Annotated in this window: 11 protein-coding genes; 4 read left to right on the forward strand and 7 right to left on the reverse strand. The window is 59.8% G+C overall.

Annotated elements, in window-relative coordinates; translation table 11 throughout:
- Position 1: 1 nt before the first annotated feature.
- The 7 genes from gatC to VSX42_RS06350 all read right to left on the reverse strand — a co-directional run bounded on the left by gatC (position 2) and on the right by VSX42_RS06350 (position 7,744).
- Positions 2–298 (reverse strand): Asp-tRNA(Asn)/Glu-tRNA(Gln) amidotransferase subunit GatC, encoded by a 297-nt coding sequence (gene gatC, locus VSX42_RS06320; protein ID WP_326503480.1) that lies wholly within the window; start codon positions 296–298, stop codon positions 2–4.
- A gap of 157 nt (positions 299–455) precedes the next feature.
- Positions 456–1,124: a transglycosylase family protein gene (locus VSX42_RS06325; protein WP_326503481.1), complete on the reverse strand. Its 669-nt coding sequence runs from the start codon at positions 1,122–1,124 to the stop codon at positions 456–458.
- 539 nt (positions 1,125–1,663) lie between these two features.
- Complete coding sequence (gene ligA / locus VSX42_RS06330; protein ID WP_326503663.1) at positions 1,664–3,820, reverse strand: NAD-dependent DNA ligase LigA; 2,157 nt, start codon at positions 3,818–3,820, stop codon at positions 1,664–1,666.
- A gap of 100 nt (positions 3,821–3,920) precedes the next feature.
- Positions 3,921–4,997, reverse strand: a complete 1,077-nt coding sequence (locus VSX42_RS06335) for a PP2C family protein-serine/threonine phosphatase (protein WP_326503482.1) — start codon at positions 4,995–4,997, stop codon at positions 3,921–3,923.
- Complete coding sequence (locus tag VSX42_RS06340) at positions 4,994–6,121, reverse strand: adenylate/guanylate cyclase domain-containing protein (RefSeq protein WP_418950781.1); 1,128 nt, start codon at positions 6,119–6,121, stop codon at positions 4,994–4,996. The genes VSX42_RS06335 and VSX42_RS06340 overlap by 4 nt, the downstream gene beginning before the upstream one ends.
- Before the next feature lie 221 nt (positions 6,122–6,342).
- Entirely contained in the window at positions 6,343–6,837 is a 495-nt protein-coding gene (locus VSX42_RS06345) for a PH domain-containing protein (protein ID WP_326503665.1), read from the reverse strand.
- A 58-nt stretch (positions 6,838–6,895) separates the two neighbouring features.
- Positions 6,896–7,744 carry a biotin--[acetyl-CoA-carboxylase] ligase gene (locus tag VSX42_RS06350; protein ID WP_326503483.1) on the reverse strand — a complete coding sequence of 283 codons (849 nt, stop codon included), beginning with the start codon at positions 7,742–7,744 and terminating at the stop codon, positions 6,896–6,898.
- Between the two features lie 118 nt (positions 7,745–7,862).
- Here VSX42_RS06350 and VSX42_RS06355 point away from each other — a divergent pair, with 118 nt between their 5' ends.
- The 4 genes from VSX42_RS06355 (at position 7,863) to VSX42_RS06370 (ending at position 12,112) form a co-directional block, all read left to right on the forward strand.
- Complete coding sequence (locus VSX42_RS06355) at positions 7,863–8,147, forward strand: YciI family protein (RefSeq protein WP_326503484.1); 285 nt, start codon at positions 7,863–7,865, stop codon at positions 8,145–8,147.
- 273 nt (positions 8,148–8,420) lie between these two features.
- Complete coding sequence (locus VSX42_RS06360) at positions 8,421–10,025, forward strand: acyl-CoA carboxylase subunit beta (protein ID WP_237235957.1); 1,605 nt, start codon at positions 8,421–8,423, stop codon at positions 10,023–10,025.
- 14 nt (positions 10,026–10,039) lie between these two features.
- Positions 10,040–10,354 carry an acyl-CoA carboxylase subunit epsilon gene (locus tag VSX42_RS06365; RefSeq protein WP_326503485.1) on the forward strand — a complete coding sequence of 105 codons (315 nt, stop codon included), beginning with the start codon at positions 10,040–10,042 and terminating at the stop codon, positions 10,352–10,354.
- A gap of 54 nt (positions 10,355–10,408) precedes the next feature.
- Positions 10,409–12,112: a DUF885 domain-containing protein gene (locus VSX42_RS06370; RefSeq protein ID WP_326503486.1), complete on the forward strand. Its 1,704-nt coding sequence runs from the start codon at positions 10,409–10,411 to the stop codon at positions 12,110–12,112.
- Positions 12,113–12,204: the final 92 nt, after the last annotated feature.

Here is a 12,204-nt window from a genome sequence, read left to right on the forward strand (position 1 = left end):
CTTAGTCTTCGTCCAGAATTGCCGGAACCTTGAACTTACCGTCTTCGGCATCGGGGGCACCCGAGAGAGCTTCTTCAGCGGTCAGGGTTTCACCCACCACGTCGTCACGGAAGACGTTCTTGAGCGGGATGGGGTGGCTGGTTGCCGGAATATCGTCTGAGACGGCCTCTGAGACTGATTTGACGGATTCTACGATGACGTCGAGCTCAGCGGCCATTGCGGCCAGCTCTTCATCAGTCATCTCGATATGAGCCAGCATGGCAAGGTGTGCCACCTGCTCACTCGTAATAGCAGACATAATCACTTCCACGAGTTAGACATAGGTTTTCAGTCTCTATCTTAGCCCGCATACGGTCATAACACGATTTAAAAAAAGAATCGCCCCTAGCCTGTGCAGCTAGAGGGCGACGGTGTGAGATCAGAATCCGCTAGAGGTCTAAGAACCCGGTGAGGTCTTACTTAGCGGGGATGGTCAGAACCCAACCAATTTCGATGATGTCGGCGTTCTGGATCAGGTCAGCATTTGCTGCCAGTACTTCGTCCCAGCCGTTGAAGCCGTGAGCGTAAGCGATTTCTGACAGGGTGTCGCCAGCCTTGACGGTGTAGGTGTTAGCTGCGGGTGCTGCTTCGGCAACCACCTCTGCTGCGGGTGCGGTTTCAGCGGCGGGAGCTTCAGCAACTGCGGGAGCTGCAGCAACTTCGGTTACCTCGGTTGCCTGAGGAGCAACGGTAGTGGTGGTGGTTGCAGCGGGGGTCTCAGCGACGGTTGCTGCTGCACCTGAGGTGCCGTAAGCGTAGAGGTTCAGCTTGGCAGCGCATGAGGGCCAGGCGCCCCAGCCCTGCATCTGAAGGAGGTTTTCAGCAACGCGAATCTGCTCTGCCTTTGAAGCAGCTGCGGGGTTGCCAGTGCCGCCTGCGGCTGCCCATGAGGACAGTGAGAACTGCAGGCCACCGTAGTAGCCGTTGCCGGTATTGATGGACCAGTTGCCACCTGACTCGCACTGTGCGAGAGCTTCCCAAGCTTCGAGGGGAGCGGCGTTGGCTGCGGGGGTAGCGGCCAGGCTTGCTGCTGCTGCGCCACCGATTGCAAGTACTGCTGCTGAACGACGAATGTTGGAAGTCATGAAATGCTCCGTAAGGCCACCTTATGCTCTTCCCATCCCTGGGCTTCATCACATTGCCGTCTACCCGTAATCGTTGAGTGGATTGTTTGAGGCTTTACCCTGTAGACGGCATCAGGTGTGCGGTAGAGCCCAGCATGCGCCCACAGCTTCCACTGTGAGCTATAGACCGTCGCACCTTTGGTTTGGCGGTCGTTTTTGATTCGTTGATAACGATAACGTAACGATTTCGGCTTTGCCAACCCATTTTTGAGACAGAACAATCCCCACCCCACCCAGAGAGACCCCCGTCCCCCTCCAGGGTGGCAGACTTTAAAGACAGGCTTGTATCACCCTTAACACCGGGGAAAAGCGTGAATTTCTGCGGGTTAAAAGAGGGACAAATTTTTAACCCGCCAGAAACCTGCCTGTTTTTAAGTCAGGCTGCTAGGCCCTTAAAAATTTCTTAAATTTTCTGCAACCCTCCCCGTAGCAAACAGGGGCATAGGTCACATTTAGGTCACAGAATCAAAAAATCCTGTGACCTGCCTGTGACCTAGCCACTAGGTAAGGGCGTCCGGCCCCTGCGCCAAAAGCGCCTCAAACCCTTCTTCATCCAGCACCGTCACACCCAGCTGTTCAGCTTTATCGAGCTTAGAGCCAGCGGATTCACCGGCAACCAGATAACTAGTCTTCTTCGACACCGAGCCTGAGGCCTTGCCACCGCGCACAATAATGGCCTCTTTCGCGCTATCGCGGGTGAAACGAGCCAGGGTTCCAGTCACCACGATAGTGAGACCTTCAAGAATGCGTTCGATTGAGGCATCACGTTCGTCCTCCATCCGCACGCCAGCTTCTGCCCAGCGATCCACGATTTCGCGGTGCCAGTCTTCAGCAAACCATTCCTTGAGGGAGCTAGCAATGATGGAGCCTACTCCGTCAACACCTGCCAGGCGCTCCTCGCTTGCTTCACGAATTGCATCCATCGACCCGAACTCGGTCGCCAGGGCCCTAGCCGCGGTGGGCCCCACGTGCCGAATAGAGAGGGCAACCAGCACTCGCCACAGGGGCTGGCTCTTTGCCTTCTCTAGCTGCTCAAAGAGCTTTTCAGTATTGCGGGTAGGAGCACTGGGCTTCTTCGCAGTACCCCGGGTATAGAAGTAGGGAACCAGCTCAGTTTTGCCAGTGGGCTCCCCCTTGACCTTTTTCTCGCGCTCAATGCGCACATCTGCCAGGTCCTCAGCGGTGAGATCAAAGAGAAAGGCTTCAGAGATAAGCGGGGCCTGTTCAGGGGCATCCGGGTTAGTCAGGGCCTTAGCAGCCTCATAGCCTAGAGCCTCGATATCGAAAGCACCGCGCCCGGCCAGGTGGTTAACGCGCTCGGTGAGCTGGGCGGGGCAGGAGCGGGCGTTGAGACAGCGGATATCAACGTCGCCGTCCTTAGCGGGTGCCAGGGGCTGGCCGCAGGAAGGGCAGTCGGTGGGCATTACGAATTCCCGTTCGCTGCCATCGCGCAGGGCCACCACGGGCCCCACAATTTCGGGGATGACATCCCCTGCCTTGCGCAGCACCACGGTATCGCCGATGAGCACGCCCTTGGCCTTAACTACGTCTTGGTTGTGTAAGGTCGCCATTTCAACCCTTGAACCAGCAACCTTGACCGGTTCCATCACACCGAAGGGGGTTACGCGGCCGGTGCGGCCAACCCCCACCCGGATATCGAGTAGCTTGGTATTGACCTCTTCAGGCGGGTACTTGTAGGCCACAGCCCAGCGGGGCACGCGGGAAGTATAGCCCAGACGCTCCTGGGTCGAAAAATCGTTGACCTTAATAACGATGCCGTCGATTTCGTGCACCAGGGAGTGGCGTTTTTCGCCGTAGGCTGCAATGAATTCAAGAATTTCTGAGCGGCTGGTGAGCAGCTGGGAGTAGGGGCTGACGGGCAGGCCCCACTCCTGGAGCTGGGTGTAGGTTTCGAACTGGGTGGTGATGTCTAGGCCGGTTCGGGAGCCGATGCCGTGCACAAACATGCTCAGGGGGCGCTCGGCGGTCAGGGCGGCGTCCTTCTGCCGCAGGGAGCCTGCTGCCGCATTTCGCGGGTTGGCGAAGGGGGCCTTGCCCTGCTCAACCATTTGCTCGTTGAGGGCCTTGAAGTCAGCCGATGATATAAAGACTTCACCGCGAATTTCGATTTCTTCGGGGTGGTTGCTACCGGCGAGCTGGGTAGGGATTGAGGCGATGGTCAGGACGTTGTGGGTCACGTCTTCGCCGGTGGTTCCGTCGCCGCGGGTGGCGGCGCGTACCAGCTTGCCCTTGCGGTAGAGCAGGTTGACCGCTAGGCCGTCAATCTTGAGTTCGGTGAGCCAGGCGGGGCGAGCGCCCGTCATCTCCTGGGCATTGGTTTCGGCGCGGTCTAGCCAGGCGCCAAGCTCTTCGAGGGAGAAGACGTCTTCCAGCGAGTACATGCGGGCCAGGTGGGTAACCGGGGCAAAAGCCGCGGAGGCTTCACCGCCGACTTCCTGGGTGGGTGAGTCGTTAGCGACCAGTTCGGGGTGCTGGGCTTCTAGCTTTTCGAGCTCACGGTAGAGGGCGTCGTACTCGGCGTCCGAGATGGTGGGGGCGTCCTTGACATAGTAGCTCTGGCGGGCGGCCCGAACTTGATCAACGAGCTGGGCGTAGCGCTCCTTGATAGCAGCGGCTACGCCCTGGCCTTCGACCAGGTCGCGGTCAACACCGTGGACGGTTTCTTCTTCTACACCGGGAAGGTCTTTGTTTTCACTCACCCTATCTATTTTGCCCTATATCTTTATTGTCTGAACTCTAGCCGTTGATACCCCGGTGCAGTTCTTTTTCAGAGTGGAACTGTTCTTCTTCGGTAGTGGCGGTGTGGGGGTAGTCGTAGCCGTCAATGTTGGCTACAATCTCGTGGGCATCGGTCTCGGTCAGGGCTTTGAGCTCGGCTGCACGGGCTTCGGCGTCCTCTACGGTAATAGCGTCTGCCACGATTACGGTGATGTTGTCCCGTCCACCTGCCCGCAGGGCAGCCATCTGGAGCACGTCTGCCGCATCCTGGGGGTGCTCTACGGTAGCAAGTACCCGGGCCATGTAGTTGTGGGAGAGTTCGCCAGAAAGACCGTCGGAGCACATCATCAGGCGGTCGCCCTCGCGGGCGGGGATAACCCAGAAATCGGGTTCCCAATAGTTACCGGTACCCAGGGCTCGGGTAATGACGTTGCGACGGGGGTGGGTCAGGGCCTCCATAGCGGTAATCTGGCCGGTGTCGACCAGATACTGCACCTCAGAGTGGTCTACGGTAATCTGTTCCAGTTCTAGGCCCTCAACCGGCCCATTAGAGATAGAGAGGGCCTCTTCGGCCTGGGCCTCTTCGGCTCGCACCAGGCGGTAGGTGCGGGAATCGCCCACATTGAAGATAAACCACATCTGCTGCTCCCCGATATGGGTGAGCCAGGCACCGGTAACGGTTGTTCCTGCTCGTAGGTCAAGGGCGTTTTTGATGGCCTCATCGGCTTCACCAATGATTTCCTTGATCTTATCGAGGGTTTTGAGGATCTGGCGGTTGAGGGCGGAGGTTTCTTTGCGGCGCTTGCGCAGGCGGCGTCCGCCCGGTTCGTCGCCGAGCGCTTCGATGGTGACCTCCTGTCGGAAAGCTGCCTCTTCTTCTTCGGTCATGCCACCGGGGCGAGTGAACATCTGGGCGTAGGCCAGAGTGCGGGTGCACAGGCGCGAGGCAACTTCACCCTTTTCGTGCCCACCCATGCCATCGGCAACCACGCAGAGGGTGCCTGCAACGACCATGGAATCTTCGTTGTTGTCGCGGTACTGGCCTACGTCGGTTGACTTACCCGCGTAGATAGTGAGGTTGGGGGCGGTGGTCATTCGAAATCGATCTCCAGTTCATTACCGATGCCCGGGGTAATTGCCACGGGCCTAACGTTGCCAAAGCCGCGCACATTGCGCACGCCTTGGGGGATGAGCACAAAACGCTTGTCGTCTTCTAGGGCTTCAGCAGTAGAGGCGTCGGTGAGGACGACCCCGGGTTCGGTCAGCGCGACCAGGCGGGAGGCCAGGTTGACGGTGGGGCCGTAGATGTCACCTAGACGCGGTAGCACCCTGCCCCAGACGAAGGATACGCGGGCTTCGGGGAGCTGGGGGTCTTCGCTGATAAGTTTTGAGAGGGTCAGGGCAATACGGGCACCGTCTTCGGGAGATTCGACCAGGTACATGACCTCGTCCCCTACCGTTTTGATGATACGCCCGCCGCCTACCGCAATGACTTCAGCGCAGCGCTGCTCAAAGTTCTTGACCAGGCGAGCTAGATTCTGCTCATTCATTTCGCGTGAGAGTGAGGTGTAGGAAACCAGGTCAACGAAACCTACGCCACGGGCCAGTGGCAGATCGCTGTCTGCCAGGTCGGTGCCGTCCTCTTCGTCGCGCAGGGCCAGACGCAAGATGGCTGAGTTGAGCATGCGGCGGTAGCCGTAAACGGTGATGTCTTCTAGATCTTCAATAAGGCGCGGGAGGAGGCTCAGAAGCTCACCGCGGGCTTCGGTATCGGTCAGCCCGCCGTTGATGACCATATCTTCTACCAGGGCCTCGACTTGCCAGACCACCATACGGTCCATCATTTGCCCCACCGAGCGGGTGAGGGACAGGGCAGCTTCTTCGGTCAGTTTGCCCTCTTTAATAAGGGAGGTAACCGTGGTCAGGGCCTTGCTGTCGGCGTGGGTGAAGTAGGCATCGTCGTCGGTGAGGTTGGGTAGCCCCAGGGAGCGCCAGATTTTACGAGCGGTGAGCAGAGGCACTCCGGCATCGTCGGCCACCTCACCGCGTTTCATGTTGCGGTTTTCCCCCAGAAGAGCGCGTTCAAGTTCCAGCACGCCCTGCCGAGCTTCGTCGCTACGATAGAGCTGGCTTTGCACGCGGTTATGGTGGTGCCTGCTCCGGCTGGGTGCGGTTCCGGCCTGTTCGGCGGGGTCGCTACCGGGTGCTGACTTCTCCACTGGAGTCTTCCTTCTCTTGGTTAGTGCTGCGTGGCTCTAGAGGTAGTAAGGTCTAGGGCTGGCACGGCGAGTAGTTACCTACTTCAAGAATACCCAGTTGCTGTGAGCCAGGCTACGAAATGTTCACCACCCGCTAAGTGCCACCGCCTATTCTATGCCCGCCGTCACCTTTTTTCGAGCCCAAGCAACCTGTTTAAGCTTATCAGACAGATATTGCGGGTTTACACTCGATAGCGGGAGGTAGACCCGCCTAGCAGAGCTCGCTGGGCCTCTTGAATCTCCCGACTAAAACGTTCAGGGTCGGGCACGGCCCGCAGCACGTGCTGCATCCCGCGGGCATGGATGGTCAGAGCGGCGGCATTGGCCAGCCCCATGAGGTGCCGGTGCCCCACGCTCACCCCTTCAATTTCAGTGAGCGGAACACTGACGTCCTGACCGGGGCCCCAGCCCCGCCTAATCACCAGCCGGCCGTTAGTGAGCAGGTAGCTGGTATTCGCCCAGCGCACTACCCCTTGCATGCCCAACCAGACCAGCCACAGCGCAAGAGTCAGAGCAAGGTAGCGCCAGACAGGGGCACCAACCCCCAGGGCAGAGGCGAAGCTCCAGGCCGTCATAGCAAGAAAAAAGTAGGTCAGAGGGCGCACCAACAGCACCTCGTGGGCGCGCGTTGCGGCAAGGGTGTGTTCTGCGGGGTAGAGGTCGCCTCGTAGTTTCATCACTGGTGAGTCTATCGATACTTCCTGAAGATTCCCCGATATCTTCCGGGTTGGGCGGCTAGCGCCCGTACCCCTGGGGGCGTACGTGCACCACGTCTCCCACAGTGAAGCTTCGCTCCTCACCGCTATCGGAGCGGACGACCAGCTCCCCTTCTGCGGTCAATTCAACCCCGGTGCCCCTAAAGGTCTCATCCCCGGGCAGGTGAATGGTAAGGGTAGCTCCCAGGGTGCTCATGCGCCCCCGCAGGCGGCCTAAGAGGGAGTCCCCGTCGGTAGCCGCGCCCGCATCGAAGCCGGTGGCTGCAAACTCCCGGTAGTAGCGGGCGAAGCCGGTAGCTAAGACCGCCAGCGCCCGATTCAAGTCAACCGGCTGCCCAGATTCCAGCAGGGCACTGGTGGCGGTAGGGACGGGCAGGTCTTCCTGCACCAGGTTCAGATTGAGCCCAATACCCACCACAACCGAAATCTGCCCTTCGGGTTCAATCACGAGCTGGGCCAGAATACCGCAGGCCTTACGGTTGCCCAGCAGCACATCGTTAGGCCATTTAATAGAGGGGTGCAGCCCTGAGAGCTGCTCAAAAACATCGCAGGCAGCCAAGGCAGCTAAAGAGGTAAACCAGTGATACTGGTCAGGCGCAACCCTATTAGCCGGGTTGACGTAAGGACGCACGATAAAGCTGGTTGCCAAAGCGGTACCGGCCGGGGCCACCCAGACCCGGTCCAGGCGTCCTTTCCCAGCATTCTGGTCGGCGGTCGAAACCAGCGAGAGCTCCCCATAGCTGCGGCGCACCAGGGCATCACCCACCAGAATCTGCCGGGCATACTCGTTAGTTGATCCCACCGAGGGCAGAAGCTCCACCCGCTCAAAGCCGCTCGCATCAACCAGGTCAGCCTGAAGATGCCCCATGCGCGCACTCCTTATCTCACATACTAAGTTTCGACCGCTATTCTACGGGGTCACACCCAGCCTGAGTGGCCTAGCGGTGCAATACTGGAACTGTCTAACCCCTACGAAAGGTTCTACCATGACCGTCTACGCTGTGCAGTACTCCTACGGCCCCGCCGACCTGCAGGCTGAGCACCGCCCCGCCCACCGCGAATATCTGGCCCAGCTCCACGAAGAAGGCAAGCTGCACGCAGCCGGGGCCTTCCTCGACGGCGAGCCCGCAGGTGCCCTGCTCATCTTCGTTGCCGAAGACCGCGACGCCCTCGACCGCATTATTGCAGCTGACCCCATGAGCACCGGCGGTGTACTTACCGGCTACACCGCGCGCGAATGGAACGCTGTGATCGGCAGGGTCGGCAAGTAAGCAAGGGCTGTACAAAGCTGGAGCAGGCTCACAGCGAAGCTGTTGGCTTGGGGCTGGCATGAATCGCTTGTGAGCGCTAGCGAACCAGCGAGAGGGTCGACAGCAAGCGTGAGCCTGCTCCAGCTCCCCCGAAACACTCTTATTTAGAAAAATCGCTCAAAAATCCCAAGAATAATTGGGTGGGGCGGGGTGGCAGGTCTATAGTTGAAAAGAATGACCCTTATCCCAGGTCACCCCACACCAATGACCCACAGCGCACGAGGCAGGCACAGCATGAGCGAGAACCCCACCACCGATGCCCCCGATTTGACCACTACCGCCGGTAAAATCGCTGACTTCTATGCCCGCCGCGAGCAGACCCTTGCCCCCACCGGTCAGGGTCCCATCGACCGCCAGCATGAGCGCGGCAAGCAGACTGCCCGCGAGCGTATCGAGATGCTGCTGGACGAGGGGTCTTTTGTGGAGTTTGACGCCCTGGCCAAGCACCGCACTACGGCTTTTGGTATGGAGAAGAAAAAGCCTCTGGGTGATGGCCTGGTGTCGGGCTACGGTACTATCGATGGCCGCTTGGTTGCGGTTTATTCCCAGGATTTCACTGTCTACGGTGGTTCTCTTTCGCAGGTCAATGGCGAAAAGATTGTGAAAGTGCAGAAGTTCGCGTTGAAGAACGGCTGCCCCATTATCGGTATTAATGACGGTGGTGGCGCCCGTATTCAGGAGGGCGTGGCTTCCCTGGCTATGTTTGCCGATATTTTCCGCATGAATGTGCGGGCCTCGGGTGTGATTCCGCAGATTTCGGTGATTATGGGCCCCTGCGCCGGTGGTGCCGCCTACTCCCCCGCCCTGACCGACTACATTGTGATGGTTGATAAGACCAGCCACATGTTTATTACCGGCCCCGATGTCATTAAGACTGTGACCGGTGAAGAGGTCGATATGGAGACCCTGGGCGGTGCCCGCCAGCACAACGCGGTGACGGGTACGTCGACCTACCTGGCTGAGGACGAAGAGGACGCCTTTGATTTCGTCCGCGAGCTCGTCGAGTTCCTGCCCTCCAACAACCTCACCGAGACTTTCCCCCTGGATCATGATCAGGATCCCGAGGTCACCGTCGATGATCTTGACCTTGACCTGCTGATTCCTGATTCGGCTAACCAGCCCTACGATATGCGGGCTGTGATTGAGTCGGTGGTTGATGATGGCCATTTCTTTGAGATGCAGGCCCTCTACGCCCCGAATGTGATGATTGGTTATGCCCGGGTTGAGGGTAAGACCGTGGGTATTGTGGCCAACCAGCCCATGCAGTTCGCTGGCACCCTCGACATCAATGCCTCTGAAAAGGCCGCCCGCTTCGTGCGCAACTGCGATGCATTCAACATTCCGATTCTGACCTTTGTTGATGTGCCCGGCTTCCTACCTGGCACTGACCAGGAGTTCAACGGCATTATTCGCCGCGGCGCCAAGCTGCTGTATGCCTACGCCGAGGCGACCGTTCCGCTGGTTACCGTAATTACCCGTAAGGCCTACGGCGGGGCCTACATTGTGATGGGTTCGAAGAAGCTGGGTGCCGATATTAACCTGGCCTGGCCCACCGCCCAGATTGGTGTGATGGGGGCGCAGGGCGCGGTCAATATTCTCTACCGCCGCGAACTGGCCGCTGTGGCTGAAGAAGGCGGCGATGTTGAGGCTAAGCGCGCTGAACTCATTGCTAAGTACGAAGAGGAGCTGCTCAACCCCTACCAGGCTGCTGAGTTGGGCTACATTGACGAGGTTATTGCCCCCTCCGAGACTCGCGTGCGCATCATTTCTTCCCTGCGGGCTCTGCGCGATAAGCGCGCAGCCTCCCCCGCCAAAAAGCACGGCAACATTCCGCTGTAAGGGGTAGGTAGAACATGGCGACACCCAACCCGCTATCCCTGCTGGGCTTCGGCAAGAAGCCGGCACCTGCGTCCGCGTCCCTTGAAAACCAGGGGCAGGACGCCGGTGAACAGCAGGTGCCCGCCCCTGTGCTTTCGGTGGTGCGGGGCAACCCCACGGAAGAAGAACTGGCTGCGCTGACCAGCGTCGTGGTGGCTCTGCAGGCTCAGGCTGATTCCCAGCAGGAGACCGCACTGGAAATGTGGCAGCGCCGCCTTAACCACACCCAGCGCCTGGGTATGCGGCTGCGCCCCGGGCCGGGTTCCTGGAAGCGGGCCCGCCCCCAGTAGTTCCCCCTACCCACATTCCTGTTTTCTGGGTCACAGTAACCTAGAATGGGGTGTATGACACTACACCCAGATTTACCCGAAATTTTTAAGGCCGACCGCACCCAGACCGAGGTCGACCGCATTGCCAACGACTACTACGAGAAGACCCTGGAACTAGACCCGGCAGCGGCCACCATCGAGGGCCGCAAGGGGCGGGAAACCGAGTACCCCGACTACTCCCCCGCCGGCACCCAGGCAGAGATTGACCTAGCCCGCGCTACTCTGGCAGCCCTTGAAGCCGTTGAACCGGCCGACGACATCGACAGGGTTACTGTCGATGCCATGCGCGAGCGTCTAGGACTCAAGCTAGAACTGCATGAGGCGGGCCTGGGCGACTGGGAACTCAACAATATTGCCTCCCCCGTTCAGGGCATTCGCGCCATCTTTGACCTGATGAACCGTGAAACAGCCGAGGACTGGGGGCACATTGCTGGCCGCCTGGGTAACGTTGCGGAAGCGGTTCGCGGTTATATCGAGACCCTAGAAGCCGCCCGCGCCGCAGGTAAAGTGGCAGCGGTGCGCCAGGTCGATATCGTTATCGAGCAGGTAGCCGCCTACGTGGCTGACGGTGGCTTCTTCGACGCTCTGGCAAGCGAGGTAGCCGAAGCAGCCCCCGAGCATGCCGACCGAGCTACCCAGGGGGCGGCATCCGCCAAGGAAGGCTACCGCGAACTTCTTACCTACCTCAAAGAGACCCTGCGCCCCGACGCGCCCGAGGCCGATGCTGTGGGCCGCGAGCGCTACTCCCTTTACTCCCGTCAGTTCGTGGGAACCACCCTTGACCTGGAAGAGACCTATGCCTGGGGTATCGAGGAGCTCGACCGCATCATCGCGGCCCAGCAGGAGGTCGCCGAAGCCATCAAGCCCGGTGCCACTATTGACGAGGCAAAGGCCCTGCTCGATGCCGACCCTGAACGCACCCTCAACGGCACCGACGAGCTTCAGGCCTGGATGCAGAAGCTGTCCGACGCCGCCGTTGACTACCTGGCCAAAGAGCACTTCACCATCGAGGGCCCGCTGCGCAAGCTCGAGTGCATGATTGCCCCCACCCAGGAGGGCGGTATCTACTACACCGGCCCGTCCGCTGATTTTGAGCGCGCCGGTCGCATGTGGTGGTCAGTGCCCGAAGGTGAAGATACCTTTGGCACCTGGCGCGAAACCTCAACCGTCTACCACGAGGGCGTACCCGGCCACCACCTGCAGGTTGCCTACGCAACCGCTATGGCCGAGGCCCTAAACCAGTGGCGTGCTAACGCCGTGTGGGTTTCGGGCCATGGCGAGGGCTGGGCCCTGTACGCTGAGCGCCTCATGGACGAGCTGGGTTATCTCTCTGACCCCGGCGACCGCATGGGCATGCTCGATGCCCAGCGCCTACGCGCAGCCCGCGTGGTCTTCGACATCGGCCTGCACTGTGGTTTTGAAATCCCCGAACGCTGGGTGACCGAACTGGGTGTAGAGCCTGGCATCTGGGACGCAGATAAGGGCTATAAGTTCCTGGAAGCCAACCTCGATATCTCTGAGGGCCAGCGCCGCTTCGAGTTCCTGCGCTACCTGGGCTGGCCGGGCCAGGCCCCCTCCTACAAGGTGGGCGAGCGAGTCTGGTTACAGCTGCGTGAGGACGCCCGCGCCGCCGGAATCTCTGACCGCGACTTCCACACTCGGGCCCTCAAGCTGGGCTCAGTCGGGCTTGATACCCTACGCCGGGCACTAGCTGCCTAAGTCGCGTAAACATGAAGCGGGCCCTGCACACCGATAGGTGCGCAGGGCCCCCGTCTAAAAGGGGGAGGGGTAGGGGGTAGGGCGCATCCGCG

The organism is Rothia nasimurium (assembly GCF_035916755.1).
In the GTDB taxonomy this organism is placed as follows: Bacteria; Actinomycetota; Actinomycetes; order Actinomycetales; family Micrococcaceae; genus Rothia.

Coding starts and splice junctions, on each gene's coding strand:
- gatC (WP_326503480.1), bottom strand. CDS start 298: ATGTCTGCTATTACGAGTGAGCAGGTGGCACACCTTGCCATGCTGGCT.
- VSX42_RS06325 (WP_326503481.1), bottom strand. CDS start 1,124: ATGACTTCCAACATTCGTCGTTCAGCAGCAGTACTTGCAATCGGTGGC.
- VSX42_RS06335 (WP_326503482.1), bottom strand. CDS start 4,997: ATGACCACCGCCCCCAACCTCACTATCTACGCGGGTAAGTCAACCGAC.
- VSX42_RS06345 (WP_326503665.1), bottom strand. CDS start 6,837: ATGAAACTACGAGGCGACCTCTACCCCGCAGAACACACCCTTGCCGCA.
- VSX42_RS06350 (WP_326503483.1), bottom strand. CDS start 7,744: ATGGGGCATCTTCAGGCTGACCTGGTTGATGCGAGCGGCTTTGAGCGG.
- VSX42_RS06355 (WP_326503484.1), top strand. CDS start 7,863: ATGACCGTCTACGCTGTGCAGTACTCCTACGGCCCCGCCGACCTGCAG.
- VSX42_RS06360 (WP_237235957.1), top strand. CDS start 8,421: ATGAGCGAGAACCCCACCACCGATGCCCCCGATTTGACCACTACCGCC.
- VSX42_RS06365 (WP_326503485.1), top strand. CDS start 10,040: ATGGCGACACCCAACCCGCTATCCCTGCTGGGCTTCGGCAAGAAGCCG.
- VSX42_RS06370 (WP_326503486.1), top strand. CDS start 10,409: ATGACACTACACCCAGATTTACCCGAAATTTTTAAGGCCGACCGCACC.